The organism is Paenarthrobacter sp. NPDC090520 (genome assembly GCF_044769205.1).
Taxonomy (GTDB): Bacteria; Actinomycetota; Actinomycetes; order Actinomycetales; family Micrococcaceae; genus Arthrobacter.
The window spans coordinates 36,035-62,011 of record NZ_JBIVXM010000021.1 but is presented as its reverse complement, the minus strand read 5'-3'; the positions used below and the strand labels follow the sequence as shown (position 1 = coordinate 62,011).

Annotated in this window: 28 protein-coding genes; 14 read left to right on the top strand and 14 right to left on the bottom strand. The window is 63.7% G+C overall.

What is annotated here, in order from left to right; all coding sequences use genetic code 11:
• Positions 1-7: 7 nt before the first annotated feature.
• On the bottom strand, positions 8-601 hold the full coding sequence (locus ACIQTZ_RS20140; RefSeq protein ID WP_402983304.1) for a hypothetical protein: 594 nt from the start codon (positions 599-601) through the stop codon (positions 8-10).
• Between the two features lie 149 nt (positions 602-750).
• On the opposite strand from ACIQTZ_RS20140, the gene ACIQTZ_RS20135 reads away from it, so the two are divergent.
• The 5 genes from ACIQTZ_RS20135 (at position 751) to ACIQTZ_RS20115 (ending at position 6,421) form a co-directional block, all read left to right on the top strand.
• A complete protein-coding gene (locus ACIQTZ_RS20135) occupies positions 751-1,479 on the top strand; it encodes a FadR/GntR family transcriptional regulator (RefSeq protein ID WP_402983301.1) in 729 nt (242 codons plus the stop codon).
• On the top strand, positions 1,476-2,486 hold the full coding sequence (locus ACIQTZ_RS20130) for an asparaginase (protein WP_402983298.1): 1,011 nt from the start codon (positions 1,476-1,478) through the stop codon (positions 2,484-2,486). The genes ACIQTZ_RS20135 and ACIQTZ_RS20130 overlap by 4 nt, the downstream gene beginning before the upstream one ends.
• A gap of 9 nt (positions 2,487-2,495) precedes the next feature.
• Positions 2,496-3,911, top strand: coding sequence for an aspartate ammonia-lyase (gene aspA, locus ACIQTZ_RS20125; RefSeq protein WP_402983295.1), 1,416 nt, complete (start codon positions 2,496-2,498; stop codon positions 3,909-3,911).
• Positions 3,912-4,050: 139 nt separating this feature from the next.
• Positions 4,051-5,559, top strand: a complete 1,509-nt coding sequence (locus ACIQTZ_RS20120; RefSeq protein WP_402983293.1) for an amino acid permease — start codon at positions 4,051-4,053, stop codon at positions 5,557-5,559.
• Positions 5,560-5,749: 190 nt separating this feature from the next.
• Positions 5,750-6,421, top strand: coding sequence for a FadR/GntR family transcriptional regulator (locus tag ACIQTZ_RS20115; RefSeq protein ID WP_400333613.1), 672 nt, complete (start codon positions 5,750-5,752; stop codon positions 6,419-6,421).
• Here the strand turns inward: ACIQTZ_RS20115 and ACIQTZ_RS20110 are convergent.
• From ACIQTZ_RS20110 to ACIQTZ_RS20090, 5 genes are read right to left on the bottom strand one after another with little or no spacing between them, the layout of a single operon-like run.
• Positions 6,418-7,278 (bottom strand): amidohydrolase family protein, encoded by an 861-nt coding sequence (locus tag ACIQTZ_RS20110; RefSeq protein WP_402983290.1) that lies wholly within the window; start codon positions 7,276-7,278, stop codon positions 6,418-6,420. The two genes, ACIQTZ_RS20115 and ACIQTZ_RS20110, sit on opposite strands and share 4 nt — an antisense overlap.
• Complete coding sequence (locus ACIQTZ_RS20105) at positions 7,271-8,224, bottom strand: aldo/keto reductase (protein WP_402983287.1); 954 nt, start codon at positions 8,222-8,224, stop codon at positions 7,271-7,273. Before ACIQTZ_RS20105 ends, ACIQTZ_RS20110 begins: the two co-directional genes overlap by 8 nt.
• A complete protein-coding gene (locus ACIQTZ_RS20100; RefSeq protein ID WP_402983284.1) occupies positions 8,221-8,535 on the bottom strand; it encodes an L-rhamnose mutarotase in 315 nt (104 codons plus the stop codon). Before ACIQTZ_RS20100 ends, ACIQTZ_RS20105 begins: the two co-directional genes overlap by 4 nt.
• Positions 8,528-9,814, bottom strand: coding sequence for an alpha-L-fucosidase (locus tag ACIQTZ_RS20095; RefSeq protein WP_402983281.1), 1,287 nt, complete (start codon positions 9,812-9,814; stop codon positions 8,528-8,530). Before ACIQTZ_RS20095 ends, ACIQTZ_RS20100 begins: the two co-directional genes overlap by 8 nt.
• On the bottom strand, positions 9,811-11,115 hold the full coding sequence (locus tag ACIQTZ_RS20090) for an enolase C-terminal domain-like protein (RefSeq protein WP_402983278.1): 1,305 nt from the start codon (positions 11,113-11,115) through the stop codon (positions 9,811-9,813). The genes ACIQTZ_RS20095 and ACIQTZ_RS20090 overlap by 4 nt, the downstream gene beginning before the upstream one ends.
• 142 nt (positions 11,116-11,257) lie before the next feature.
• Between ACIQTZ_RS20090 and ACIQTZ_RS20085 the strand changes: the two genes are divergently transcribed.
• From ACIQTZ_RS20085 to ACIQTZ_RS20070, 4 genes are all read left to right on the top strand, one after another.
• Positions 11,258-12,169 (top strand): fumarylacetoacetate hydrolase family protein, encoded by a 912-nt coding sequence (locus tag ACIQTZ_RS20085; protein ID WP_402983276.1) that lies wholly within the window; start codon positions 11,258-11,260, stop codon positions 12,167-12,169.
• Between the two features lie 3 nt (positions 12,170-12,172).
• Positions 12,173-12,934, top strand: coding sequence for an SDR family NAD(P)-dependent oxidoreductase (locus ACIQTZ_RS20080; protein ID WP_400333595.1), 762 nt, complete (start codon positions 12,173-12,175; stop codon positions 12,932-12,934).
• Between the two features lie 107 nt (positions 12,935-13,041).
• Positions 13,042-14,334 carry an ATP-binding protein gene (locus ACIQTZ_RS20075; protein WP_402983273.1) on the top strand — a complete coding sequence of 431 codons (1,293 nt, stop codon included), beginning with the start codon at positions 13,042-13,044 and terminating at the stop codon, positions 14,332-14,334.
• Positions 14,335-14,451: 117 nt separating this feature from the next.
• Entirely contained in the window at positions 14,452-15,696 is a 1,245-nt protein-coding gene (locus ACIQTZ_RS20070; RefSeq protein ID WP_402983271.1) for a low temperature requirement protein A, read from the top strand.
• Positions 15,697-15,700: 4 nt separating this feature from the next.
• Here the strand turns inward: ACIQTZ_RS20070 and ACIQTZ_RS20065 are convergent, their stop codons facing one another.
• The 3 genes from ACIQTZ_RS20065 to ACIQTZ_RS20055 form a co-directional block, all read right to left on the bottom strand.
• The gene (locus ACIQTZ_RS20065; protein WP_402983270.1) at positions 15,701-16,495 is read right to left on the bottom strand and encodes a hypothetical protein; all 795 of its coding nucleotides are present in this window, start codon (positions 16,493-16,495) and stop codon (positions 15,701-15,703) included.
• The gene (locus ACIQTZ_RS20060) at positions 16,492-17,058 is read right to left on the bottom strand and encodes an RNA polymerase sigma factor (RefSeq protein WP_402950216.1); all 567 of its coding nucleotides are present in this window, start codon (positions 17,056-17,058) and stop codon (positions 16,492-16,494) included. The genes ACIQTZ_RS20065 and ACIQTZ_RS20060 overlap by 4 nt, the downstream gene beginning before the upstream one ends.
• A gap of 112 nt (positions 17,059-17,170) precedes the next feature.
• Entirely contained in the window at positions 17,171-17,959 is a 789-nt protein-coding gene (locus ACIQTZ_RS20055) for an SDR family NAD(P)-dependent oxidoreductase (protein ID WP_402983267.1), read from the bottom strand.
• A 121-nt stretch (positions 17,960-18,080) separates the two neighbouring features.
• Here ACIQTZ_RS20055 and ACIQTZ_RS20050 point away from each other — a divergent pair, with 121 nt between their 5' ends.
• Positions 18,081-18,707, top strand: a complete 627-nt coding sequence (locus ACIQTZ_RS20050; RefSeq protein ID WP_402983264.1) for a TetR/AcrR family transcriptional regulator — start codon at positions 18,081-18,083, stop codon at positions 18,705-18,707.
• A gap of 18 nt (positions 18,708-18,725) precedes the next feature.
• Here the strand turns inward: ACIQTZ_RS20050 and ACIQTZ_RS20045 are convergent, their stop codons facing one another.
• Together ACIQTZ_RS20045 and gluQRS are read right to left on the bottom strand one after the other, a co-directional pair.
• Positions 18,726-19,856 carry a serine hydrolase domain-containing protein gene (locus ACIQTZ_RS20045; protein ID WP_402983261.1) on the bottom strand — a complete coding sequence of 377 codons (1,131 nt, stop codon included), beginning with the start codon at positions 19,854-19,856 and terminating at the stop codon, positions 18,726-18,728.
• A 9-nt stretch (positions 19,857-19,865) separates the two neighbouring features.
• The gene (gluQRS, locus tag ACIQTZ_RS20040; RefSeq protein WP_402983258.1) at positions 19,866-20,768 is read right to left on the bottom strand and encodes a tRNA glutamyl-Q(34) synthetase GluQRS; all 903 of its coding nucleotides are present in this window, start codon (positions 20,766-20,768) and stop codon (positions 19,866-19,868) included.
• Between the two features lie 346 nt (positions 20,769-21,114).
• On the opposite strand from gluQRS, the gene ACIQTZ_RS20035 reads away from it, so the two are divergent.
• The 3 genes from ACIQTZ_RS20035 (at position 21,115) to ACIQTZ_RS20025 (ending at position 23,826) form a co-directional block, all read left to right on the top strand.
• On the top strand, positions 21,115-21,582 hold the full coding sequence (locus ACIQTZ_RS20035) for an Lrp/AsnC family transcriptional regulator (protein WP_397326320.1): 468 nt from the start codon (positions 21,115-21,117) through the stop codon (positions 21,580-21,582).
• A gap of 97 nt (positions 21,583-21,679) precedes the next feature.
• A complete protein-coding gene (locus ACIQTZ_RS20030; protein WP_402983255.1) occupies positions 21,680-23,164 on the top strand; it encodes a WXG100 family type VII secretion target in 1,485 nt (494 codons plus the stop codon).
• Positions 23,165-23,313: 149 nt separating this feature from the next.
• Entirely contained in the window at positions 23,314-23,826 is a 513-nt protein-coding gene (locus tag ACIQTZ_RS20025) for a hypothetical protein (RefSeq protein ID WP_402983252.1), read from the top strand.
• A 48-nt stretch (positions 23,827-23,874) separates the two neighbouring features.
• Here the strand turns inward: ACIQTZ_RS20025 and ACIQTZ_RS20020 are convergent, their stop codons facing one another.
• Positions 23,875-24,330 carry an Lrp/AsnC family transcriptional regulator gene (locus ACIQTZ_RS20020; protein ID WP_400333570.1) on the bottom strand — a complete coding sequence of 152 codons (456 nt, stop codon included), beginning with the start codon at positions 24,328-24,330 and terminating at the stop codon, positions 23,875-23,877.
• A 105-nt stretch (positions 24,331-24,435) separates the two neighbouring features.
• On the opposite strand from ACIQTZ_RS20020, the gene ACIQTZ_RS20015 reads away from it, so the two are divergent.
• Positions 24,436-25,083 (top strand): LysE family translocator, encoded by a 648-nt coding sequence (locus ACIQTZ_RS20015; RefSeq protein WP_402983249.1) that lies wholly within the window; start codon positions 24,436-24,438, stop codon positions 25,081-25,083.
• Here the strand turns inward: ACIQTZ_RS20015 and ACIQTZ_RS20010 are convergent.
• A complete protein-coding gene (locus ACIQTZ_RS20010; RefSeq protein ID WP_402950236.1) occupies positions 25,080-25,547 on the bottom strand; it encodes an SRPBCC family protein in 468 nt (155 codons plus the stop codon). The genes ACIQTZ_RS20015 and ACIQTZ_RS20010 overlap by 4 nt on opposite strands.
• A gap of 1 nt (position 25,548) precedes the next feature.
• Complete coding sequence (locus ACIQTZ_RS20005; RefSeq protein ID WP_400333563.1) at positions 25,549-25,914, bottom strand: ArsR/SmtB family transcription factor; 366 nt, start codon at positions 25,912-25,914, stop codon at positions 25,549-25,551.
• Positions 25,915-25,977: the final 63 nt, after the last annotated feature.

Below are 25,977 nucleotides of genomic sequence, written 5' to 3'. Positions count from 1 at the left end.
AGTCGCCTTAGACAACGGACGGAAGCGATGCCTCGTTCCTGATCCGCGAAGAACCGAACTCCAAAGCCACAGTTTCGAGCACCAGGGGTTCCTGGTGCTTGGTGCGGGCTCTGCCGACGGCTACATGCGGTATCCAACGGGGCGACCTGTACCCGAGTGCCGGCGAACTCAGGATGAAGTCGTCGATGTTGTCCAGGCCGAGGTCGTCCAAAAGTACGTGGAGCCCTTGGACAAGCAGGGTTTGGTAGTCATGAACAGCTTGCGGAACCTCGACTTCCAAGCTGCTGACACGGCCGCCACCCAGGGTGACCAGCTTCGCGGATTTGCCTAGGAATCCGTCCAGCACCGGCAGTCCTCTCAGCCAACTGGAGACTTCCCGAATCACGACGTCTGCGCTGGCAATCCCGCCTGTCCAGGCAACAACATCTGTAGCCAGCCGATCCAGGATGCCTACGTGCAACAGCGTCATGTGGAGGCCCTCCGGTTTTCGCACGGAGTCGACGTATCGTCCGAGCGATTCCAAAGGCGCTTCGACGTCGAGCACCGGCACCTCGACGGTAATGCGGGGTAAGCGCTCAGCAGTGGGGTGACTGGCCCTCATGCCAGCCATTATCCGACGGAACCGGGCACCATGGCAGCCCGCCAGCGAAACCCTGCCACCCGCCGTCGTACGCCACCCCAAACGCCCAAAGCGTGAAGCGGTTCTTTCAGCGTTGACAGCCCCTTGTGACCCGTGCCATATTCAATAACGTGAACCTGTCAGACAGCCGGACAGCCGGACAGCAAGGGCAAGAACAAAGCCGCGCAACGCCCACTCCCATCTCCCGCATCTCCGCAGCTGAGGCGGTCTTCGCGGCGCTCAGGCGAGCCATCGAGGGCGGGCAGTTCGATATCGGCACCAAGCTCAGCTCTGAAGCGACGCTTGCGGCGCAGTACGGAGTGAGCCGCTCGGTCATTAGGGAGGCGCTGCGGAGTTGCAACACCCTTGGCCTGACAATCACCAAGACCGGCAAGGGCACGTTCATTGTGGCCAACAAGGTTGCTAATGACCTTACCTTGGGCCAGTACAGCGCGCGCGATCTTAACGAAGCACGTCCTCACATCGAGATTCCCGCGGCAGGCCTCGCTGCCGAACGGCGCACCGACGAAGAACTCGAACACCTCAAGGACATCGTCCAGGAGATGCTCAACGAAAACGATCCCGAAGCCTGGGTGAACCTGGACGCGAGCTTCCACTCCGCCGTCGCGCGCGCCAGTGGCAACCGCGTGTTCGCGAGCGTCGTCCAGGATATCCGCGACGCCCTGGCCCACCAGTCCGAAACCCTTAACCTCGTGGCCGACCGCCAGCACCGCTCCGACGAAGAGCACGTCGCCATCCTCGACGCCATCGAGTCGGGCGATTCCCAGGCCGCGAGCAAAGCCATGGCTGAACACCTGCAGGCCGTCAGCGTGGCCCTGGACACGATCCTCAGCAAATGAACCACCCAAAGGACACCATGCCCAGCCCCAAAGTGGCCCACCAAGCAGCGCCCAACCACGTCCCCCTCGTCGAGCAGACCCGCCACGGCTTGGTGGAGAGCGTCCACTACGGCTCGCTGATCGCCTTGAATAAAGACGGAAGCACGGCACTGGAAGCCGGCCAGCCGGATGCCCCGATGTATCCCCGGTCGAGCCTGAAACCGCTGCAAGCCGTCGCCCTCCTCAAGGCCGGCCTGGACATCCCGAAAGAACTCCTGGCCCTGACCGCGGCGAGCCACTCGGGCAGCAAGAAACACCGTGACGGTGCCGCCGAAATCCTGAAACTGCACGGCCTCACCGAAGCAGCGCTCGGAAACAGCTCCGACCTTCCCTATGGGGTTGAAGAACGCAACGAATGGCTGCGGGACGGCAACGGTCCAACGCAACTGGCGCAGAACTGCTCAGGCAAGCACGCCTCCATGACAGCCGTCTGCGTCATCAACGGCTGGCCTGTGGAGGGATACCTGCACCCTGAACATCCGCTGCAGGTCCTGGTCCGCGACACCATCACCGAACTGACCGCCGAGGAAGCCGCCGCAGTGAGCACGGACGGCTGCGGCACGCCGCTCTTCGCCCACTCGCTCCACGGCATGGCCCGCGCCTACGGCCGTCTTGCCTCAGCAGAGCAAGACACCAACGAAGGCAAAGTCGCCCACGCCATGCGCCGCTTCCCGGAGATGGTCGCCGGTGAGGGCCGCGACGTCACCGCCCTGATGCGCGCCGTTCCGGGCCTGCTCGCCAAGGACGGCTTCGAAGGCCTCCAGCTGGTGGGCCTCGCGGACGGCCGTGGCTTGGCCGTAAAGATTTCCGACGGCGGAGACCGGGCGCGCATGCCGATTACCGTCGCGGCTCTGATGGAGTTGGGGCTCGACGGCGGCAGCTTGGACTCGCTGCAGAGCCCACCCGTGTTGGGTGGCGGCCTTCCGGTCGGCGAACTCCGCGCTGCACAGATTTTCACCACGAACTAAAGGACAGCTATGACCACCGTCGATCAAGCGATCCCCCTGCGTTCCGAGCACGACCTCCTGGGCGACCGCAACGTCCCCGCGGATGCGTACTGGGGCGTCCACACGCTAAGGGCCATCGAGAACTTCCCCATCACAGGGCAACCCCTCTCCACCAACAAACACCTTGTCAGGGGTTTGGCAGCGGTCAAGCAGGCGGCCGCGCGCACCAACCACGAGCTTGGTTTGCTGGATAAGGAACGGTCAAATGCCATCGAGCAGGCCTGCCAGGACATCCTGGACGGCAAGCTCCAGGACCAGTTCATGGTGGACGTGATCCAAGGTGGCGCGGGCACCAGCTCCAACATGAACGCCAACGAGGTCATCGCCAACCGTGCACTGGAAATCCTTGGCCACCCCAAGGGTGACTACGCGAAGCTGCACCCGAACGACCACGTCAACCTGAGCCAGTCCACCAACGACGTCTACCCGACGGCGGTAAACCTCGCCACAATCTTCTCCGTGAAGGAACTCCTGGAAGCCCTTGAGGAGCTGGAAGTTGCCTTCGCGGAAAAGGGCCGGGAATTCCGGACGGTCGTGAAGATGGGTCGCACGCAGCTCCAGGACGCGGTGCCCATGACGCTCGGCCAGGAATTCGGCGGATATGCCGTAACCATTGGTGAAGACCGTGCCCGTCTGGACGAGTCGCACATGCTGATCCACGAGATCAACCTCGGTGCGACGGCCATCGGCACCGGCCTGAACGCCCCAGCCGGGTACGCCGAAGCCGCCTGCCGGCACCTCGCTGAAGTCACGGGCCTACCCCTCCTCACGGCGGCCGACCTCATCGAGGCCACCCAGGACGTGGGCGCGTTCGTCCACCTGTCCGGCGTACTGAAGCGCGTCGCGGTGAAGCTTTCGAAGATTTGCAACGACCTCCGCCTGCTGTCCTCTGGACCGCGTGCAGGACTGGGCGAGATCAACCTGCCGGCGGTACAGTCCGGCTCGTCGATCATGCCCGGCAAGATCAACCCGGTGATCCCGGAAGTGGTCAGCCAGGTGGCCTACGAAGTCATCGGCAACGATGTCACGGTCACCATGGCCGCGGAAGCAGGGCAGCTCCAGCTGAATGCTTTCGAACCGATCATTGTGCACAGTCTGCACAAGAGCATCTCCCACCTGGAAGCAGCCTGCCGCACCCTCACGGCACGCTGCGTCCGGGGCATCACAGCAAACACCGAGCGGCTACGGCTTACCGTGGAGCAGTCGATCGGTCTCGTCACGGCATTGAACCCGCACATCGGTTATGCCTCCGCCACTGCCATCGCCCAGGAGGCGTTGGCCACCGGCAAGGGTGTAGCAGAACTCGTCTTGGAACACGGTCTCCTGACCGCAGCCCAGCTTGAAGAACTGCTCAGCCCCGAACGTCTGGCAAACCTGAGCAAGTAGGCCAATCCGGCCAGTCAGCCCAGCGGCTTTGAAAGCCGTCCCGCCCGATGAGGCACCCACAAGAGGCTCTGAGCCGCGCCCGAAACCCCCAGAAGTGCGCGCCCATGAGACCCCCAACAGGACACCCGTAAGGATTCCCATGACCAACCCCATCACGGACCACACGGTCCCGGCCCAAGCGCATGCCAGCGAGAAAGCCCTCCACAAGGAGGACACGGGCTACCACAAGGACTTGAAGCCCCGGCAGATCCAGATGATCGCGATCGGCGGTGCCATCGGTACCGGCCTGTTCCTCGGCGCGGGCGGACGGCTCAATGCAGCCGGCCCCTCGCTGGTCATCGCCTATGCAGTCTGCGGTTTCTTCGCTTTCCTGATCCTCCGCGCCCTCGGCGAATTGGTGCTGCACCGCCCGTCGTCGGGCTCGTTCGTCTCCTACGCCCGTGAGTTCTTCGGCGAAAAGGCGGCGTTCGTTTCGGGCTGGTTCTACTGGATCAACTGGGCCACCACCACCATCGTGGACATCACCGCCGCAGCGCTGTACATGAACTTCTTCGGCAAGTACATCCCTTGGATGGGGGCCGTTCCGCAGTGGGCGTGGGCCCTTATCGCCTTGGTGGTTGTGCTTAGCCTGAACCTCGTGTCGGTGAAGGTCTTCGGCGAGATGGAGTTCTGGTTCGCGCTGATCAAGGTGGCCGCGCTGGTGGCCTTCCTCCTGGTTGGCACCTACTTCGTCGTTTTCGGCACGCCCGTTGATGGCCAGACGGTCGGCTTCAGCCTCATCTCGGACAATGGCGGAATCTTCCCCAACGGCATCCTTCCCATGATCATCCTGATGCAGGGTGTGCTGTTCGCCTACGCCTCGATCGAACTCGTCGGCACCGCCGCCGGTGAGACCGCAAACCCGGAAAAGATCATGCCCAAGGCCATCAACTCCGTGGTCTTCCGTATCGCTGTCTTCTACGTCGGCTCCGTCATCCTGCTGGCACTCCTCCTCCCCTACACCTCGTACGAGAAGGGTGTCAGCCCGTTCGTGACGTTCTTCGGCTCCATCGGTGTGCAGGGCGTTGACGTGATCATGAACCTCGTGGTTCTCACCGCTGCCCTGTCCTCGCTGAACGCAGGCCTGTACTCCACGGGCCGTATCCTGCGCTCGATGTCCGTCAACGGTTCGGCTCCCAAGTTCGCCCAGCGGATGAACAAGGCCGGCGTACCGTACGGCGGCATCGCGATCACGGCCGGCGTCTCCCTGCTCGGTGTCCCGCTGAACTACCTCGTCCCGGCCGATGCCTTTGAGATCGTGCTGAACGTCGCTTCCGTGGGCATCATCGTCACCTGGGCCACGATCGTCCTGTGCCAGATGCAGTTGAAGCGCTGGGCGGACAAGGGCTGGGTCAAACGCCCGTCGTTCCGGCTCTTCGGCGCTCCCTACACCGGCTGGCTGTCACTGATCTTCCTGGCGGGCGTCCTGGTGATGGTCTTCATCGAGTCGCCACTCACCATGCTGGTCACTGCCGTAGCTTGCGGACTCATGGTCTGGGGATGGTTCCTGTGCCGCAAGCAGATCCACGAGCTTGCAGCCACGCGGGATGGCTACACGGGCAGCGCCCCCGTCATTGCCAACCGCCCGCTTCCCGGCGGCGATAAGTAACAAGACGTGCCCGACGGCGGCACCCGGGTTCCGTACCAACGGAACGTGGGTGCCGCCGTCGTTGGTTAACGAACCCAACTGAGTCGCAGAAGTGCGCGTTTTGAGCGCTCTAAACGCGCACAAATGCGACCCAGTTGGGTGAGAACGCGGCGAACGCAGACATCCGATCATTGCCGTCTACTATGGGTCCATGGCTGTCACAGATGAGGCGATCGGCAAGATCAAGGACATGCTGATCCGCGGGGAACTCAAGGCCGGCGACAGGCTTCCGCCGGAGAAGGAACTCAGCGAACGGCTGGGCTTGTCCCGCAGTTCGCTTCGGGAAGCCGTCAAGGCACTGGAACTCATCCGTGTGCTGGACGTGCGGCGCGGCGACGGCACCTACGTGACCAGCTTGGATGCAAAACTCCTGAACGAAGCCGTGGCGTTCGTCGTGGACCTGCACCAGGACCGCTCCATCCTTGAGCTCTTCGAGGTCCGCCGGATCCTCGAACCCGCCACTGCGCACCTGGCAGCCGGAAAGATCACGCCGGAAGAGATCGACAAACTCCGTGGCACCATGGCCGGCATCGACGAGAACACCCCAGTGGAGGAACTCGTTGCCCACGACTTGGAGTTCCACGGCATCATTACCGAAGCGGCCGGGAACGATTATCTCGGCAGCCTCTTGGAAGCCCTGTCCAGCAGCACGGTCCGCGCCCGGATTTGGCGTGGTCTCACGCAGGAAAAAGCCGTGGCGCATACTTTGGCAGAGCACCGGGCCATCGCGGACGCCTTGGAGCGCGGGGACGCCGAACTCGTCAAAGCGCTGGTCACCGTGCATATCAGCGGCGTGGAGAACTGGCTAAGGCAGGCGCTTTAGCCTGCGCCGGCGTCCAGACCGTAGGCGCGGATCGCCGTCCCCTCAAGGATTGCCGTTTGCTCCGCCGGGCTCAGGGTTGAGACAAGCTCCAAAAGCACCTCGAGTGTCCTGCCATACGGCGCCCCCAATGTGCTCACCGGCCAATCACTGCCGATCATCAGGCGGTCGGCGCCGAAGCACTCCAGCGCAAACCCGAAGAGCCAACGCAACGAATCCGCCGAGTACTCAACGCCGGGCAAGTGCAACCCTGACAGCTTGGCCACGGCATTTCCTGTGCTTCCCAGGGCACTGAACTCCGTCCGCCACAGCTCCATGCCGTCGGGGTCACCGAGAGGTGGTTTCCCCAAGTGATCCAGGACCACGGTCAGCCCGGGCAACTCCTGTGCCAGCCTGACGGTTGCTCCGAGATGACGGGGGAAAGCGTCGGGAACGTCAAAGGCAAGCCCTCGCCCAGCCAGCAAACCAAGGGATTCCCGCACAGGCGCCAGATCCAGGAAATCGTCACGCGGATCATCGTGCACCAGATGCCGTACTCCCCGGAACACGGGATTCGCTGCAAAACGGTCCAGTTGGTTAGCTGCCTCGCCGGGTGAATCCAGCCGGATCCAGCCCACCACGCCCAAAACCCACGGCTGCCGCCCTGCGACGGCCAACATGCTCTCTGTGTCAGCCACCGTGTCATCGGCCTGCACCAACACCGCGCCCCGCATACCTGCAGCAGCAAGGACCTCGCCGGCCTCGTCCTCACCGAAGCTCCGGAACAATGCGCCATGCTGCGGCCCGAGCCACGAGTAGGGCCGGACCCCTCCAGTGACGAAAGAGTCAAGGCTCCACAAGTGCAGATGCGCATCAATCACGCGGCACGGCCTCCAACGCTGCCCACAGCTCCTCGGGTGCGGATTCCTCCATGCGGGCGGCGTTCTCCACCACCTGCTCCGGAGCGCTGGCCCCCACTGTCACGTTGACGACGGCCGGATGCCTCAGCGGAAACTGGAGTGCCGCCGTCGGGAGTTCCACGCCGAAATCCCGGCAGACAGCCGCGAGCGCCCGGGCACGCTCCACCAAGGCGCGCGGCGCTCGATCGTAGTTGTAGTGGGCATCGTCGGGCACTTCGGGGCGGGCCAGCAGCCCGGAGTTGAAGACGCCGACGTTCACGACGCCGGTGCGGCGCTCCACACAGCGGTCGAGCAGCGGGACGCTGGGCTGCTCAAGCAGCGTGTAGCGTCCGGCGAGCATCACGAGGTCAAGGTCCGCGGCTTCGACGCATTCGAGGGCGGCTTCGGCGGAATTGAGCCCCACGCCGATCGCTTTGACCACGCCCTCGGAACGCAGTTTTTCCAACACCGAAAGGCCCTGGGAGATCCCCAACTGCAGGTCATGAACGTCGGCGTCGTGGAGGTAGGCGATGTCCACGTGGTCCAGGCCCAGCCGCTCCAGTGAATCGTCGAGGCTGCGGCGGATGCCGGACTCGGAGAAGTCCCACACACGCCTCTTGTCCGCGGGGACGTCAAAGCCCTCTGGGTCCCGGCCACCGTCCGGGGAGGGTTCCAGCACGCGGCCAACCTTGGTGGAAATGACGAACTCGTTCCGCGGCTTGTCCCGGAGGACTGCGCCCAGACGCTGTTCGGACAGACCGAGGCCATAGTGCGGGGCGGTGTCGAAGTACCGGATACCGGCGTCCCACGCTGCGAGCACGGTGGCAAGCGCTTCACCGTCAGGGATGGCACGGTAGAGGTTCCCGATCCCGGCCCCACCAAAGCCGAGTCTCCCGAGCTTGGGGATTTCAGCGGATTGAGTGTTCATGGCAATTCCCATACCTTCTGGATACCCGAATCGTCACCGGAGTAATCATCCTGGACCTCAAGAAGTTCAGCCATCCGGGCTTGCCAGGGCACATTGGCGGGGTGGTCGGCGAGCGCGCGGCGCATTGCCTGATAATCGTCCACGTCCACCACATGGAAGAGGTCCTGGCCGCTGCGCCAAATCCGCCAGTTTCGGACACCCGCGTCCTTGAGCGCCTGAACCAAGGAGGGCGGGATGTTCGCGTGGGCTTCGGCGTACTCCGCTTCGACTCCGGGCTTAAGGCGGGTGTGGAGTGCGATCGACTCACCCATCGACGGTCTCCGGTGCAAGGAAAAGCTCCAGCACGGGCACTGCCACATCGGGCCGCTGCACAGGGAGTTTGATGGTCAGGGTCCCCGCTGGCTGGCCGCCCGGGGTCATGTTCATGGCTTGCTGTTCGGGGTCCACCTCGCGGAGGAAGACCTCCGAGGCGTCGTTGAGGAGTTGGGCGTACTCCACTTTTCCGGCCAAACCCGGGAGGTGGACGTATTCGAAAGGCCACGCGAAGAGGTGCACATAGAGCCTGTCTCCGCGCTGCGTGTAGCGGGCATCCGGCGGCGCGGTCCAAGCAGAGGGACCGGCACCGTAAATGGCGCGGGAATGCAGCTTCATCCATTCGCCGATCCCTTCCAAGGATGCCAAGGCCCTTGGGTCTAGATTCCCTCTGCCTGTGGGGCCGACATTGAGCAGCAGGTTGCCACCCTTGGATACCCCGTCCACGAGCATGCGGATGAGCAGGTCAACAGACTTGTAGTCCAGGTTGTCCCTGTCGTAGCCCCAACTGCCGTTCAACGTCTGGCAAGCCTCCCAGGTGACCGGGACGCCGTCGAGCATCATCGGCGCGGCCGGCTGGTACTGCTCGGGCGTGACGAAGTCTCCCGGAATGTCCAGCCTGTCATTGACGATGATCCCGGGCTGCAGTTCCCGAACCATGGCGAGCAAGGCTTCGGAGTCCCAGTCCTTGCTGCCTTTGCCGCCCCAAAAGTCAGGATGGCCGGCGTAGGAGAAGTCGAAGAACAGGTAGTCGATGGTGCCGTAGTTGCTGAGGAGCTCACGCACCTGGCCGTGCAGGTACTCGCGGTAGCGGGCCATGTCGCGTCCGCTGTTGAGATGTTCCACGTCGGCAGCGTTGCGTTGGGGGTGCACGCCGTCGATGGTGAAATCCGGATGGTGCCAGTCGATGAGCGAATGGTAGAAGCCCACTTTGAGCCCCTCGGCCCGGAGCGCCTCGACGTAAAGCTGGATGAGGTCCCTGCCTGCGGGCGTGTTCGTGGCTTTGTAGTCCGTCAGCGCGGAGTCCCAGAGGCAGAAGCCGTCGTGGTGTTTGGTGGTCAGGACGACATACTTCATCCCGGCGTTGCGTGCGGCCTGGGCCCACTCGCGTGGATCGTAGAGGTCAGGATCAAAGCGCCGGAAATACTGTTCGTAGGCTTCGACGCCGATCTCTTCCCGGTTCATGACCCACTCGTGCCGGGCCGGGAGCGCGTACAGCCCCCAGTGCACGAACATGCCAAACCGGGCTTCTTCGAACCATGGTGCGTGCTTGATCAATGCTTGTCCTTCCAGACCGGGCCGTCGGGGAAGCTGTATTGGGCCAGTGTTTCACGGAGCATCTCATTCCCGGCGCCGGGCTTGGCGGGCGGCCAGTAGGCTCCGGCGTGGACGTCGACGGGGTCTACGAAGTGTTCGTGCAGGTGGTCCACGAACTCGATCATCCGGTCTTCCTTGGTCCCGGAAACCGCCACGTAGTCGAACATGGACAGGTGCTGCACGGCCTCGCACAAGCCCACTCCGCCGGCATGTGGACACACCCGCACGCCGAACTTAGCCGCGAGCAGCAGGATGGCGATGTTCTCATTGACTCCGGCCACTCGCGCGGCGTCGATCTGCAACACTTCCAGGGCCTGGGCCTGCAGCAACTGCTTGAACACCACCCGGTTCTGGACGTGCTCCCCTGTGGCCACGGGAATCGGAGCCACGCCGCGGGCAATGGCCGCGGCGCCCAGGATGTCGTCCGGGCTGGTGGGTTCCTCGATCCACGCGATGTCGTAAGGCGCCAAGTGTGCCATCCAGTCGATGGCGTCCTGCACATCCCATCGCTGGTTGGCGTCCACAGCAATCCGGATGTCCGGACCCACGGCGGCCCTGGCAGCCCGGACACGCCGGACGTCGTCCTCCAGTGACGCCCCGACTTTGAGCTTGATCTGCTTGAATCCGTCGGCCACGGCTTCCTTGGCCAGCAGGATCAGTTTCTCGTCACTGTAACCCAGCCAGCCCGGCGTCGTGGTGTACGCGGGGTAGCCCTCAGCGAGCAGTCGCGAGCGGCGTGCGTCCCGTCCCGGCTCGGCGGCCCGGAGGATGTCGAGGGCCTCTTCCGGGGTCAAAGCGTCCGTCAGATAACGGAAGTCCACCAGGGCAACGAGCTCCTCCGGGCTCATGTCCGAAAGCATCTCCCACAGTGGCAACCCGGCACGTTTGGCCTTCAAGTCCCACAGGGCATTGACCACCGCACCGATCGCCATGTGAATCACGCCCTTCTCCGGGCCAAGCCAGCGGAGCTGGGAGTCGTGGGCCAAGAGTTTCCAGGTGGCGCCCATGTCAGCAAGGAGTTCCTCGACGTTGCGGCCCAGGACGTGATCCCTCAGCGCGTCGATCGCAGCCTGTTCAACCTCATTGCCGCGACCGATCGTGAACACGAAACCGTGGCCCTCGTGCCCGTCTGCCGCGTCAGTGTGAAGAATCAGGTAAGCGGCCGAGTAGTCAGGGTCCGGGTTCATGGCGTCCGAGCCGTCGAGTTCCAGCGAGGTGGGGAAGCGGATATCAAAGGTATCCAGTGCGGTGACGATGCTCATGCGGCTCCTGGCTGCGCGTTAGAGGAATTGTCACGAGCCTAAACATCCGATGTCTTAGTTGTCAACGGGTCACATTTCCGTATTATGGACGAGAACAGCACACTAGAGCTCGGATGTTAGTCCCGAACGCACGGAGGAAGCCATGACCTTGAAATTCGCCAGGCTGGGTACGGCCGGAAACGAACAACCGGCCGTCATCGCCCAGGACGCCCGCGGCACGGAGAAGTACTTCAGCCTCTTGTCACTGACCAACGACATCGACGGCGGCTTCCTCGCCGCCGATGGCATCGAACGGGCCCGCAAAGCGCTGGAATCCGGGGAACTGGAAGAAATCTCCGCCGAAGGCCTGCGCATCGGAGCGCCGGTTTCGCGTCCGGGATCCGTCATCGCCATCGGCCTCAACTACACCGCCCACGCTGCCGAATCAGGCGCCACCCCGCCTGAGGTTCCAGTGGTGTTCCTCAAGCCGAGCAACACCATCAGTGGCCCGTTCGATCCGGCGCCCATCCCGCCGTCGTCCGAAAAGTACGACTGGGAAGTTGAACTGGCCATCGTGATCGGCAAGGAAGCGTCATACCTTTCGTCCATATCCGAGGCCGGCGAATGCATTGCCGGGTACGCCGTGGCCAACGACCTCTCCGAACGCGACTACCAGATTCCTGGCGCTGCCGGGCAGTGGACCAAGGGCAAGTCCCTCCCTGGCTCCACCCCGCTGGGCCCCTGGCTGGTACCGGCCGCCGACGTCGAACCCGGCAACCTGCGTCTGCGGACCCTGGTCAACGGTGAAATCCGCCAGGACTCCAACACCTCGGACATGATCTTCGATGCCGCCACGATCGTCCACCACCTCAGCCAGTACATGGTGCTGGAACCGGGCGATGTGATCATCACAGGAACCCCCGAGGGCGTCGCATTGTCCGGACGATTCCCGTTCATCAAGCCCGGCGACGTGATCGAACTGGAAATCGATGGCCTGGGACGCCAGCGGCAGGAGTACTACCGAGCCGTGGCAGGTGCGGCACAGCCCGTTTCCTTCGTGAGCTCCAACGCCTAGGCCGTGGCAACCACTGTGGGCAACGACTTTGAAGGCCTCGCGGCACTCGTGACCGGAGGCGCTTCGGGCATCGGGGCGGCCATCGCGGACCGCCTCGCCGCCGGGGGCGCCCAGGTGGCCGTCCTGGACCTGAACCCGGAAGCCAGCCCGCACTTCGGCGTGGAATGCAACGTGGCCGACGACGCCTCGGTGCGTTCCGCCGTCGAACGTGTAGCCCAGCAGTTCGGTCGGCTGGACGTCGTGATCAACAACGCCGGGATTGGCGCCCAAGGCGACATCGCCACGAACGACGACGACGAGTGGCTCCGGGTGCTCAACATCAACGTCGTCGGCATCGCGCGTGTCAGCCGGGCCGCCCTGCCGTACTTGCGCGAGTCGCCGGCCGCCACGATCGTGAATACCTGCTCGATCGCGGCGACGGCGGGGCTCCCGCAGCGTGCGCTGTACTCGGCGTCGAAGGGTGCGGTCCTTTCCCTCACGCTCGCCATGGCGGCCGACCACGTGCGTGAAGGGATCCGCGTCAACTGCGTGAACCCGGGCACGGTAGACACGCCGTGGGTTGGACGGTTGCTGGATGCCGCTGCGGATCCTGCTGCCGAACGTGCAGCACTGAACGCACGCCAACCTCACGGGCGGATGGTGGATCCCGCCGAGGTGGCCGGGGCCGTGGCCTACCTCGCGAGTCCGCTTTCAGGTTCGACGTCGGGAACTTCGCTGGCGGTCGACGGCGGCATGCAGGGTTTGCGGCTGCGTCCGGTCCAGTAGTGTCCGCGTAACGCAACGGTCCCGCAACCTCCTGTTGGCGCGGTTCGCCTATGCTCAACTCCAAGGCATCAACGGCGATCCACTTTGACCATTCAGGAGACATGGCCATGACCAACTGGCGTATCAGGGACTTCCACTCATCCGATCTGGACGGCATCCTGCATCTGTGGGAGTCGTTGAAGGCCGATGGCGTGGAGCCGGTGTACGCGTTGTCCGAGGTCCTTGCGTCGTGCGAGAAAGACCACGCAGTCGTGGCGGTGCAGGGCGACCAAGTGGTGGGCGCCGCCGTCGGACGTGCCGCGCACGACCAGGGCTGGGTGGTTTTCCTCGCGACGCTGACCGAGTTCCGCGGCCGTGGGATCGGCACTTCGCTGCTGTCCGCCGTCGAAAACCGCATGGCCCCGCACGGGCTGAACAAGCTCTCCGCGCTCATGCCGGAAACCGAAACCCGGGTGGAGGCCTTCCTTGGCCGCGGCTTCGTGGTGAAGAAGAACCTGCGCTACTTCGAACGGACCATCCCCGTTCAACGGCAGGAATTGGAACCGCTCAGTTTGCTCGGCGGTCGGATCCTGGCCCGCGACCTGTGGGAGAACGTCGCGGGCATGAAGCGGGAGAAGGAACTCCTGGAACGCAGGCTGGTGCTGCCCTTGGCCGAGGCCGATCTCGCCGATGAATTCGGCGTAGTCCCGCCGCGGGCCGTGGTCCTGTTCGGCCCTCCCGGCACGGGCAAGACCACGTTCGCCAAGGCCATCGCGTCCCGGCTGGAGTGGCCGTTCGTGGAAGTCTTCCCCTCGCGTTTGGCGTCCGACCCCAAGGGCCTCGCCGGAGCACTCCGGGAGACGTTCCTGGAAATCGCCGAGCTGGAACACGCGGTGGTGTTCATCGACGAGGTGGAAGAGATCGCCTCCCAACGTGCCGGCGACCCACCCTCTCCCCTGCAGGGCGTCACCAACGAACTGCTCAAGATCATCCCGGCCTTCCGCGAACAACCCGGCCGTTTGCTGGTCTGCGCCACCAACTTCATCCGTGCCCTGGACACGGCGTTCCTCCGCCACGGCCGCTTCGATTACGTCATCCCCATCGGCCTGCCGGACATCCACGCCCGCGAAGCCATGTGGCAGCGCTTCATCCCGGCAACGGTGGTGGATTCTGTGGACGTCTCCCTCCTGGTGGACCGGACCGAAGGCTTCTCGCCCGCTGACATCGAGTTCGCCGCCCGCAGCGCCTCCCAGCGCGCCCTCGAAAAAGCCGTGTACGACGACGGTGCTGCCGCCACCAACGGCCGAAAGGGACCGGTCACGCAGGACTACCTCGACGCGATCGCGGACACCCGCACCACCGTCAGCGACGAGGTCTACCAGGAGTTCCTCGAAGACATCGACGTCCTGGGCCGGGTGTAGGCAGGAGCTCCGGCGGGTTCGCGGGAAGCCTGCTTGTTCCTCCGGAAGTTTCCGGGGGTTTCGACGCATTTCCGCGACCCCGGCGCCAGCCACTTCTCCGGCGGTAACCTTTGAGCTATGTCCACGAATCCCCTTCGCCATGCCCTGGCACGTATGGGCGGACGCGATCCGCATGAAAAGCACCGCACCGCCACGCCCCTGGAGCTGTTCTTCGACCTGACCTTCGTCATCGCCTTCAGCGTGGCGGCGGGCCAGTTGGCGCACAACGTGGCCGATGCCCACTTCGGCGCCGGCCTGCTCGGATTTTGCTATGCCATGTTCGCGGTGATCTGGGCATGGGTGAACTTCACCTGGTTCGCGAGTGCCTACGACACCGATGACTGGGTGTTCCGCGTAGTCACCATGGTCCAGATGATCGGCGTACTGATCCTCGCGATGGGCATCGAGCCGATGTTCCATTCGCTGCTGGAGGGCGACCACGTGAACAACGTGGCCATCCTCATCGGCTACATCGTGATGCGCTTGGCCCTGGTGTTTCAGTGGTTGCGGGCAGCCAAACAGGACCCGGAACGCCGCGAGACGTGCCTCCGCTACGCCAAGTACCTGGCCCTGGTGCAGCTTGGCTGGGTGGCCGCGTTGGTCATCGAGACAGACGTCCTCACAACCTTCCTCCTTGCCGCACCGCTGTTCATCCTGGAAATGTCCGTCCCCGGGCTCGCAGAGCGGAAGATGCGTACCCCCTGGCACGCCCACCACATTGCCGAGCGCTACGGCTTGTTGGCGATCATTGCCTTGGGTGAATGCCTGATTGGTGCCATTGAGACCCTCCGAGCGATCGTTGCCTTGCACGGTTGGTCCCTGGAGGCAGCCGTGGTGGGGATCGGTGGAACGGGGCTGGCCTTCGGGATGTGGTGGATCTACTTCATCCTTCCCTCCGGCAAGTCACTCCACCTTCAGCGCCACCGCTCGTTCCTCTTCGGCTACGGCCACATGATCGTCTTCGCATCCATCGCCGCAACCGGCGCAGGGCTCCACGTTGCGGCCTACTTCATCGACCACGAAGCCCATATCAGCGCGGCGGCCGCCGTAGCCTGGATCGCAGTTCCCGTGGCAATCTTCAAGGTCTCGCTGACCACTCTCTATACCGCCATGCTGGGCGTGGACAAGCACGTACTGTGGAGCACTGCCATGGTGGTAGCCGTCCTTGCCGGAAGCATCGCACTGGCCGCAGCCGGAGCCTCGGTACCCGTGTGCATGCTGGTCATGGTCGCAGCCCTTGGCATCTCCATCACCCTCGACGAACGCTTGGGCCACAAGGGCCGCGCAGCAGCACTCCGACGCCTGGAGGCGGCAGCGGGCTGACCGCTCATTCCTCGAAGGAAAGCGTCCGCACCCCGGTAGTGCCGTCGTCGTACGTCACCATAACGTCCATGCCCGCAGACGAGGCGTCCCGGAGTTCCTCCCCGGGCAACCACAACGCGAAGCGCCCCAGAGACACGGTGGCAGCCACCTCACCTTGGGTTTTGCTCTGGTAGGTCATTGCAACGACGGCGGAACCCGCCTCGCCTGCCGCAAGGGAAATATCTCCTGCGCCCATGGTTCCCGTGCCCAATGCCATGGAGCGCAGGTCCCGGGGCCCGAGAGGAGCGGTGTTTGCCGGACCGCCAATGGAGCCCATCCGAGACTTGCCAAAGAGTTGGAAGGAATCGTCGGTGATGCAGAGGGCTGAGAATCCGCCCTGACCCGCAAGAACAACGGTTGTCCAGGCTCCCCGGCGTTCGGAAATGGCTACCTTGGCCGTCGCGAGGTCATCCCTGTACATCCCTCCGCCGACGTCTCTATTGGACGCCCTGCACTCCTCGGCCACGTCATGACGTTCCTTGGCACTCATGCCGGAGGGCACGGCCGTCCAGGTCGCGAACGCTTGGTCCCCTCCCGTCAGGCCCGGAAGAACCAGCAGACCGGCCGTCACCGCAGCCACGGCTCCGCCCAGCACGGCCGGGCGCCGGTACGTCCTTTTCTTCGGACTGGAGTGGGCTTTCGAGGGATCCGTTGAAAGGATGCGCACCAGATCCGACCGGGACCGGTGAGCATCGATTCGACTTGCCTTCGCGGGGTCCAGGGATTGCAGCAAAGTGTCGGTGTCTTGGCGCGGGCTCATGGCGTTTTTGTCCTCATCAGCTCGGAAGTGAATTCCGCGGGAACCGCGGGCGGGTGGTCCATCAACAATCGAAGTGCCCGGCGTGCCCGGCCCAGCCTCAGCCGAAAGGCCACAGGGGATATACCCAGGACCACTCCGGCCTGTGTTGCATTGAGTTCTTCGAAGACGGCAAGACCCAGGGCTTCCTGGTGCACGGCCGACAACACATTCCATGCCCGGCCCAAGTCAACCCTGTCCACAATCACGTCCATGCTTTCGCCCGGAGATTGCACGGCAGCCGCCACTGCCAAGCGGACTCCAAGGGCTTGGCGGCGCTGGTCTCCGCGCAGCGTATTGAGCAGGATGTTGCGGGCCACTCCAAAAGTCCATGCCCTCGCGTCACCATGCCCAGCGGGTACGTCCTGAAACCTCCGCCACACTGCCAGGAACGTCTCGGCAACAACGTCGTCAGCGTGGTCCGGGTGGGCTCTGCGCTGGACAAACTTGTGCAGGTCCTCATACAGGGACTCATAGAGCAGGCGAAAGCTGCTCTCTTGGTCCGACGACTTCGACGTGTGGCTCATACCTTGTACATGTCCTCCATGCGTTCAAGTGTGTCGCATGGGTTTCGAATTGTGTGGCCAGCTCTACGTGCCTCGAGGCCGTTGCGGAGCGCAAAGCGGCCCCGCAACGCTGTCAGTCCTGCACAGCGCGGGCGGCGATGGCAACCGTGAGCGCGCGCGGCAAACGCTGGGCGAATCCAGCGGCCACGCGGTTGGCCCAGCCGGACACCACACTGGCCGGAGTCGCTTTGCCACCAAGTGCCTTGAGCGCGGTCTCAACCACTTGTTCGGACGTCTGCATGACGCCAACAGCTGCGGACTCACTGCCCAGGACCTCAAAGAACTCCGTCCGGGTGGCTCCGGGGCACAGCGCCAGAACACGCAGGTCCGCGTCCTTGGTCTCGTGGGCTACGGCCTCCGTGAAACTCAGGACAAACGCCTTGGTGGCGCCGTAGACGGCCATGCCCGGAATCGGTTGGAAAGCCGCCGTGCTGGCAACATTCACCAGGGCCCCCTTGCCGGACGCCAGCAGTCCGGGGAGGAAGGCGCGCGTGATGTCCACCAAGGCGGACACGTTGAGGGCGATCTCCGAGGCGATGACGTCAGCGTCCTCTTCCACGAACGGCCCCCGCGTTCCAAAGCCTGCATTGTTGACCAGCGTGTCCACTGCGATCCCGCGGCCGGAAAGTTCGTCCTTCAAGACGCGGCCCGCGCCGGGTCGGCCCAGGTCCAGGGGAAGGACGGTGATGGTCACGCCGTGCTTGGCGCGAAGGTCCCGGGCCAGATCCTCCAAGCGGTCGGCCCGGCGCGCCACGAGAACCAGGTTGGCGCCGCGGGCAGCGAACCGGGAGGCAAACTCGGCTCCGAGGCCAGAGCTCGCGCCGGTGATCAGTGCGGTGGTACCGGAGTAAGTCATGGTCATGGCAGATTCCATCCTTGTGTATTTGGGTGAGACCACTTGGTCGATCAGAAGTAGTCAATGCCAACATCGTAGGCACTGCCTACATTGTTGTCAATGACTACCTAACGGCTAAACTGATGACATGACGGACCAGCCTTACCACCACGGCAAACTACGCGAAGCACTCCTGGAACGCGCCATGGAGACCTTGGAGACCTCCGGTGTTGAGGGGCTCTCACTCCGGCAGTTGGCCCGTGACCTGAATGTCAGCCATGCCGCCCCCGCCAAACACTTCCGGGACAAGCAGGCTTTGATCGATGCCCTGGCAATGGCAGGATTCGGCATCATGAACGGCCACATCCTTGAGGCGTCCCAGTCCGGCCGGGGCCTGCAGGGCCGTTTTGTCAGCGTCGCGAAAGCCTATGTCGATTTCGCACTGACCCGCCCCGCCCTGTTGTCCGTCATGTACTCAACCAAGCACCAATCCGACTCCACCGATGAACTCCGCAGCATCGGCGAGCAGGGGATGCTGGTGGCCCTGGCACTCATTCAGGAGGGCCAGGATTCCGGAGCACTGGCAGAAGGCGACCCCGGAACCCTCGCCATGGTCTGCTTCTCCGGCCTCCACGGCACAGCCATGCTGGCAGCAGGCAAACATCTGGAGGGCACCAGTACCGAGGCAATCGTCAAAGCTGTGACGGATACGCTCTGGGCAGGGATGGCCGCCGGAGTGCCCGCAGCCCAGGCTGCCGGACAGACCGTGGGCTAGACACCGCGTCGCGGGGGACTAGAGCGCTTCGATGGCCTGCCGCACGGCTGAGCTGAGCTGGAGGTTCCGGCAACCGGCTCCCCCGGGCTCGGCTTGCTGCGGAACGTAACCGAAGCCCAACTCGTAAGCCGGGTCCGCGTAGCCCAGGGAGGCACTCGCGCCATCGTGCCCGAAGGCCCGGTAGCTGCCAAACGGCATCCGGCTGTGCGACTTCATGAAAGCCGTGGCAAAGCAGCCGGTTTCGCCGAACACACGATCGATGCCAAAGACCTGTTCGGCTGAGACAACGCGGATGGTCTCTTCCGTCAACAAAGGCGCGACGGCGGCCGGCCCGCCTTCCGCTGAAGTGCCGGCCAACCCGGTCAAGGCGAGCGCATAGATCCGCGCCATCCCGTCGGCACTGCAAACTCCTGCCGCCGAACACAAGCCTGCGGCCCGGACCTCCGGAATATTGGGCAGATCCAGGATGTCGCCCTCAGCCGCGTTGACGGTCAGCCCAAAATGGCTGGCCGGGTCCACCCATGGCCACGAGGGATCGGCAGCCCACCGGAACGGCGCAAACCTGCTCTCTTCGTCGGCCGGCAAACCGAGGTAGAAATGTGCGCCAGCCACGGACCTGATCCGTTGCTCGAATACCTGCTGGAGCGTCGAGCCCGTGATGCGGCGGCACAGCTCCTCCATGAAGATGCCAATGGTCAGCGCGTGGTAGCCGAAGGCGGCCCCCGGTTTCCAAAGCGGGGGAAGCTTCGCGAGCTTGGCGGCGGCCAACTCCGAGTTATTCACTTCCTCGAGGGTCAGCCCACCGTCAACGCCCAACAGTCCCGCTTGGTGTGACAGCAACTGGGCCACGGAAATGGACGCTTTGCCTTCGACTCCGAACTCAGGCCAGTACTTGACCACCTCCGCATCGAGATCCAGGACACCGTCTTGAACCAGCAAGGCGATGACCAGACCGGCCATCCCTTTCGAGCAGGAGAAGACGCCCGTCACCGAATCGGCGCGGATATGCGGACCACCGCTCAGGTCCAGGACTTTGACGCCGCGATGGTAGGCCGCAACTTGCGCAGAGTACTCAGGGTCTTGTTCAAGAAAGCTCTCGAAGAGTGCTGCGACGGATTCGAAACCTGGGGCGATCACCGATGAATGCATCCAGCCAGCCTAGCCGGATGCTGTCCCCGCCTTGGGAGTTATCCACACCCAGGGATCCCGCGGGAGCCCTTCGGGATGGAAGGCCGCCAGGGCGGTTTCCAGGCTCCCTGCGGGCAATCCCAGCGACCGGAGAATGATGTCCCGCACGGTGCCAGCGGCAATTCCGACGGCGGCAAGGTCGCCCAGCGTCACGGCGCCATCGCGCTTTGCCAGCCGCGCGCCGTCGTGATTAACCACCAGCGGAACGTGCGCATATTCCGGGACCGGCAAGCCCAACAGCGCCGCCAGGTACGCTTGCCGGGGGGTTGAGGGCAGGAGGTCGTCGCCGCGCACCACCTGGTCGATGCCCTGGGCAGCATCGTCCACCACTACGGCAAGGTTGTACGCGGTGACGCCGTCGTTCCTGCGCAGCACAAAGTCGTCCACCACGCCTGTATAGCTCCCCTGCAACTGGTCCTCCACAGCCCACTCACTGACGTCGGCGCGTAACCGGATGGATGCCGGCCGGGACACCCGGCGGATCTCCCGTTCCGCCTCGGACAAACGCCGGCACGTCCCTGGGTAGGCGCCCTGCGGTGCGTGCGGAGCGGATGGCGCCTCCTGGATCTCGCGACGCGTACAGAAACACTCGTAGGTGCGGCCTTCCGCGGTGAGGCTATCGATCGCTGCCGCATAAAGCCGGGTCCGCTCCGTCTGGCGAACGACGGCGGCATCCCACGTCACGCCCACAGCGTGCAGATCGCGGAGCTGCTCCGCCTCCGCGCCGGACCGTGCGCGGTCCAGGTCCTCGACGCGAAGCAGGAAGTTCCTCCCGGTGGACCTGGCGAAGAGCCAGGCGAGGATGGCTGTCCGCAGGTTGCCTACGTGGAGTTCGCCCGACGGGCTGGGGGCAAATCGTCCTGCGGAAGTCATGGCCCAAGCCTATGCGGCCGTCCACGTGACGAGGGAACACAAGAGCCCCTCAGCTACCGCAACGATCCGGTGGCTCAGGGGCTCTTACTGTGCTGCCCGCGGGGCGGGCGAGTGCGGAATGACAATGCGTGAACAAGAGTCAATCAGCGGCTGCTTCCTTGCGGGAAGTCGTGGCGGACGCTCGGGAGGTGTTCCAAGAGCCCGGTGCCTGCAGGTTCCGGCGGTAGCCTTGTCCTGCTTCGTTGCCACTATTTCAGCAGCGGGCATACAGTTGGTGCAACAGACTTGATCTCAATTGATCGATCTGACCAGTCTGGATACAAATCATCGGCAGGAAGTAGTCACATTGCAGGAACTGGACGCCACCGACCGTCGGATCATCGCTGCACTGGACGAGGATCCGCGGGTTCCCATCATGGTCCTGGCGCAGAAGCTCCACCTCGCGAGGGGAACTGTCCAGTCCCGATTGGAACGCATGGCCGCATCCGGTGCCCTGCGGGCCAACAGCAGCCGCGTCCTGCCTACGGCTCTTGGCCGCGGCGTGGCTGCTGCCGTCAGTGCCGAACTGGACCAAAGCCACCTCAACGAGGCCATCGCCGCACTGAGGGAAATCCCGGAAGTCCTTGAGTGCCATGCGCCCGCCGGCGACACGGACCTCATCATCCGCGTGGTGGCCAAAAGCCCGGATGATCTCTACCGCGTCTCGGAGGAGATCAGGCTGTGCCCGGGAATCGTCAGGACATCCACCAGCATGTTCCTCCGCGAGGTCATCCCCTACCGGACTACGGGGTTGTTGAGGGAAAGTGCGGATTAGTCCGCTTCTGTTGTGCACATAGGGCAGGAGTCCCCATGGGCGGGCCTGCCGGGCACACCTAGGATGGTTTCATTCGATCACACCACTTGGGGGAAGCATGGCGGGCAATTTCTACGGCGCGGACGTCGCTCAGCTGCGGCAACTGGCCCAGGACCTTGCCCGCAGCGCAGACCGTTTGACGCAGTTGGGCCAACAGCTCAGCGGTTCCATCTCCTCCAGTCCTTGGCGTGGAGCCGACGCTGACAGATTCCGTCACGACTGGACCGGCTCGCATCTTAGAGCCCTGCAGCAGGCGGCATCCGGAATCGAATCCGCCTCCCAGAGCCTGCGCAAGAATGCGCAGGAACAGGAGACAGCGAGCGGCTCGTCTGGCGCTGGACCCGGCGGTTCGGGCGGCGGGAGCGGCCCCGCGGGCGGAACGGCCCAGGACCTCACGGACCTTCTCAGCGGCATGACCCCGGACGAACGCGCGGCTTACCTGCGCAGCGACGCATTCAAGCAATGGGCCCTTGAGCATCCCGAGGAGGCCAAGGCTGCCATGGACACAGCGGCCGACTCCGGGCTGATCGAGAAGAAGTCGCCGGAGTACGCGCAGTTCCTCAGCGACTACTGGAACCAGCAGGCCATGCGGGAAATGGGCATCGATCCGTCCACGTGGGATACCAGCAAGGGCACCGAGTACAACTGGGAAACCATCAAGAAGGTCTACGACTTCTACGGCCAGGCCTTCCTGTCCAACCCGGACCTGCAGTGGGCCGGGATGGCCAACATGATCGGGCCTTCCTTCGCGGGCGGTTTCCGCGACATGGCCATGCTGCGTGATCTTGCGCGGCAGATCGCCGACAATCCGGCCTCGGACGTCCCCATCCCTGTGCTCGACCAGATCGAACAACTGGCCAACATGACTGACGACGAGATCAAGTTCTACGAGACCTCCATGCTGGACATGAACAAGGAGATCTTCCTCGACCAGGCACGGCAGCACCAGGCCTACATGAACGGTGGGATCGACGAGATCAACAGGCTGCGGGACTCCGGCGCCATTGATCCGGGCACCGCCGAGGCCTGGGCCCAGATCGATTCCGGTGATCCTGCGCAAATCAAGGAAGGCAACACGGCACTGCTCTACCGCGAGCAAAACGAAATCATCGCGGACGACTACACCAACATGCGGAACCATCCAGGCGGCGAAGCCGTCACCTACATGGTTACCTTGGCCGGCGAACCCTCCATTCCCGGCGCCAAGAGCTACCCCGAAGTCTTCCCTTACAAGTTCAGCGTGGAGAGCCCCGGACCGGAGAACATCCCGTTCACCAACTGGGACAACCCAACGCAGTTCCGGACGGACTTCACCACGGGATTCCCGGACGGGAACATCGCCGATGCTGATGCGCGCTGGAACCTCATCAAACAGGACACCCTGCCCGCGTACCAGAATCTCCTGGCCAACGATCCCCAGGGCGCCAGGGACATAGTCGGTTCCGACTTCAATGACCGGGTTGAGCAGTACCGGCCCACCAACAACATTCCCGGAATCATGAACCGGTTCCTCGACGGGTTCGACGCCGAGGTGCACCAATGAGCCATACCCAGCGCAGTGCAGGCGCGTGGGGTCGGAGAGTTGCCGCCGTTCTCGCCATTGGCCTGGCCGCCCTTAGTGCGAGCGGATGCCGAATAACCCCTACCCCCGCGGCCACGTCGTCCTCATCCACACCATCCCAAGGGAGCACAGTGATCACCTCGGAATTCTCCACGCTGGATGCATCAGGCGTCGAACAGATCAAAGCCGAAGGGCGGGCACGCCTGGACATGAGCAGCGGCTCACTCCAGAAGTCTGCCGTCAGGGTGGATGACACCAGCTACGGCCCGGAGATCAATACGCAGGGTTCCGGAAAGATCCAGCTCAGCATTGTTGGACCCAGCGGAGAAGTCACCGGCCAAACGGACCGGATCCGGTTCAAGACCACTGACGCCAGCCCGGACTTCAGTGAGGTGACGTACTTCCTCACCGCCGACTCCCTCGAGGACCTCTTCGCCCAGATCAGGGAGGGCGTGGAGAAGTACGGCATCGACTCCGCTGACGCCGAACGCTGGATCACTTCCGCAGGCCAGGACGCGTCCGGGACAAGTGACTACTCACTGACGTCGGGCACCAGCACTGGCCTCAGCGTGAATTACGACATCCGGTTCGACGGCTCCAAGGACACCCAGGTCATCATTGTGCACGTGAGCCCCAGCGCCTGATCCCCTGAAGCCCCCTTTATCAAAGACGTCCGCTATAACAACAGGACTCTAGACCGGTGGGCCGATGTTCGTCTTCAGGTTCTTCATCACCAGCGTGGAGGTCAGTCGCTCGACGGCCGGCAGCGCCGCGAGTTCGTCGTCGTAGAAGCGTTGATACGCCGGCAGGTCGGCCGCTATGACTTTGAGCAGATAATCCGGCGAGCCAAAGAGGCGTTGAGCCTCTACGATGTTGCTGCTCGCCGCCACCCTGGCCTCGAAGGCTGCCATGGTTGCCCGGTCCGCGCGCTGCAGGGTCACGAACACAATTGCTTCGAAACCGAGCCCCACGGCTGCCGGATCGATGTCCGCGCGGTACCCGCGGATCACCCCGGACTGCTCGAGATCCCGGAGCCGACGATGACACGGAGCCACCGTGAGACCCACCTTTGAGGCCAGCGCCGTGGCAGTGATGCGACCGTCCTCCTTGAGGTGCCGCAAAATACTTCTGTCGATTCCGTCGATCACGCAAGAATCTTACCGACAAACCCTGGTCCAGAGCGAAATTAGCGAACACTTTTCGGCGCATTTTCCCTAGAGTTTTCCTACCCGCACACCCCGGAAGGAAAACCCGTGAATCCGCAGCTCTTCGTCGCCTTCCTGCTGGTATCGGCCAGCCTGGCCTGCACCCCCGGCGTCGACTGGGCCTACTCGATTTCAGCCGGCCTCCGCCAGCGCAGTTTCGTTCCCGCGGTGGCCGGACTGTGCAGCGGCTACGTGGTCCACACCCTGCTGATGGCCGCCGGCCTCGCTGCCCTCCTCGCCGGCGTTCCGGGCCTCCTTGGCTGGCTCACGATCGCCGGAGCCGCCTATCTGCTGTGGCTCGGCGTCGGAACCATCCGCTCCTGGCGAGGTGCGAGCTTCAGCGCGGAAGCCGGCGTCGTACCTTCCCGAACGCAACTCCGCACTTTCCTGACGGGCATGGGAACCAGCGGCATCAACCCCAAAGGGCTCCTGTTCTTCGTGGCACTGGTTCCCCAATTCGTCAGCCCGGATGCGGCGCTGCCCGTGCCCGTGCAGTCGGGCGTGTTGGGCCTGACCTTTGTAGCCTTGGCAGGCCTCGTGTACACGGTGGTTGCCCTGGCCTCGCGGCGGCTGCTGGCGTCCCGTCCGGGTGCTGCACGCGTAGTCACGTTGACCAGCGGCATCATCATGGTGGGTCTGGGAACCGTGCTGCTTTCAGAGCAGCTTGTACCGCTCCTTGGCCAGGGGCATCGTTAGGAAGCGAGCATCTCGTCCAAGCGCTCGTATCCTTCCACCACACCGTAGTTCATGCCGGTGGCGAGGGCCATGTCCCGGGCTTCAACCGAGGGGTAGACCTCGTGGACCACAATCCTGGTCCGGCCATCGGTTTCCTCGAAGGTAGTAGTGCTGATGCCCACCTGGTCCGGGGCGCCGTCGAACTCGAAGGTCATGATGATCAACGATTCGGGGTCCACTTTGTGGAAGACGCCACGGAAGCCGAACATGGCGTTGGCATCGCCGCTTTCATAATGCCAACTGCCACCAGTGGTCGCGTCGTATTCGGTGACCTTGATGGACGTGGTCCGGGGGCCCAGCCATTTGGCCAGGAGGTCCGGATCCACGTGAGCCTTGAAGACGGCACTGACCGGAGCGTCGAATTCGCGAACGGTGTCAACGAACGGAACGCCGTCGTCGGCGGTGATGGTTGTTGGATTGCTCATGTCAGTTCTTCTTTCCATTACCTGCGGTCCCTGCGGGGCCAGTATTTTTGGCGGGGTCGGCCAGGAGTTCGTCGAGCAACCGGAACCGTTGCTCGGCAATCAGCCTGTATCGGTCTATCCAGGCCGTCAGCCGTTCGAGGGCTGCTGCGTCCAAATGGACGGGCCTGCGTTGGGCGTCACGGGAGCGGGTCACCAGTCCGGCGTGCTCCAGGACCTGGATATGTTTGGAAACTGCCTGCTTGCTGATTTCGAAAGGCTCAGCCAGTTCGTTCACGGTGGCATCGCCGCGGGAAAGCCGTGCGACGATGTCCCGTCGGACGGGATCAGCCAACGCCATGAACGCTTTGTCCAGAGCATCGTGATCCATGAGGGGTTCTGCCTTTCGTAATCAACCAAATGCTTTATCAACCATTTGGTTGATTACAAGATT

What these genes read in the sequence shown, in the direction of transcription:
- ACIQTZ_RS20140 (WP_402983304.1), bottom strand. Translation starts at nt 601, where the DNA reads ATGAGGGCCAGTCACCCCACTGCTGAGCGCTTACCCCGCATTACCGTC.
- ACIQTZ_RS20130 (WP_402983298.1), top strand. Translation starts at nt 1,476, where the DNA reads ATGAACCACCCAAAGGACACCATGCCCAGCCCCAAAGTGGCCCACCAA.
- aspA (WP_402983295.1), top strand. Translation starts at nt 2,496, where the DNA reads ATGACCACCGTCGATCAAGCGATCCCCCTGCGTTCCGAGCACGACCTC.
- ACIQTZ_RS20120 (WP_402983293.1), top strand. Translation starts at nt 4,051, where the DNA reads ATGACCAACCCCATCACGGACCACACGGTCCCGGCCCAAGCGCATGCC.
- ACIQTZ_RS20115 (WP_400333613.1), top strand. Translation starts at nt 5,750, where the DNA reads ATGGCTGTCACAGATGAGGCGATCGGCAAGATCAAGGACATGCTGATC.
- ACIQTZ_RS20105 (WP_402983287.1), bottom strand. Translation starts at nt 8,224, where the DNA reads ATGAACACTCAATCCGCTGAAATCCCCAAGCTCGGGAGACTCGGCTTT.
- ACIQTZ_RS20100 (WP_402983284.1), bottom strand. Translation starts at nt 8,535, where the DNA reads ATGGGTGAGTCGATCGCACTCCACACCCGCCTTAAGCCCGGAGTCGAA.
- ACIQTZ_RS20090 (WP_402983278.1), bottom strand. Translation starts at nt 11,115, where the DNA reads ATGAGCATCGTCACCGCACTGGATACCTTTGATATCCGCTTCCCCACC.
- ACIQTZ_RS20085 (WP_402983276.1), top strand. Translation starts at nt 11,258, where the DNA reads ATGACCTTGAAATTCGCCAGGCTGGGTACGGCCGGAAACGAACAACCG.
- ACIQTZ_RS20075 (WP_402983273.1), top strand. Translation starts at nt 13,042, where the DNA reads ATGACCAACTGGCGTATCAGGGACTTCCACTCATCCGATCTGGACGGC.
- ACIQTZ_RS20070 (WP_402983271.1), top strand. Translation starts at nt 14,452, where the DNA reads ATGTCCACGAATCCCCTTCGCCATGCCCTGGCACGTATGGGCGGACGC.
- ACIQTZ_RS20065 (WP_402983270.1), bottom strand. Translation starts at nt 16,495, where the DNA reads ATGAGCCCGCGCCAAGACACCGACACTTTGCTGCAATCCCTGGACCCC.
- ACIQTZ_RS20060 (WP_402950216.1), bottom strand. Translation starts at nt 17,058, where the DNA reads ATGAGCCACACGTCGAAGTCGTCGGACCAAGAGAGCAGCTTTCGCCTG.
- ACIQTZ_RS20055 (WP_402983267.1), bottom strand. Translation starts at nt 17,959, where the DNA reads ATGACCATGACTTACTCCGGTACCACCGCACTGATCACCGGCGCGAGC.
- ACIQTZ_RS20050 (WP_402983264.1), top strand. Translation starts at nt 18,081, where the DNA reads ATGACGGACCAGCCTTACCACCACGGCAAACTACGCGAAGCACTCCTG.
- ACIQTZ_RS20045 (WP_402983261.1), bottom strand. Translation starts at nt 19,856, where the DNA reads ATGCATTCATCGGTGATCGCCCCAGGTTTCGAATCCGTCGCAGCACTC.
- gluQRS (WP_402983258.1), bottom strand. Translation starts at nt 20,768, where the DNA reads ATGACTTCCGCAGGACGATTTGCCCCCAGCCCGTCGGGCGAACTCCAC.
- ACIQTZ_RS20030 (WP_402983255.1), top strand. Translation starts at nt 21,680, where the DNA reads ATGGCGGGCAATTTCTACGGCGCGGACGTCGCTCAGCTGCGGCAACTG.
- ACIQTZ_RS20010 (WP_402950236.1), bottom strand. Translation starts at nt 25,547, where the DNA reads ATGAGCAATCCAACAACCATCACCGCCGACGACGGCGTTCCGTTCGTT.
- ACIQTZ_RS20005 (WP_400333563.1), bottom strand. Translation starts at nt 25,914, where the DNA reads ATGGATCACGATGCTCTGGACAAAGCGTTCATGGCGTTGGCTGATCCC.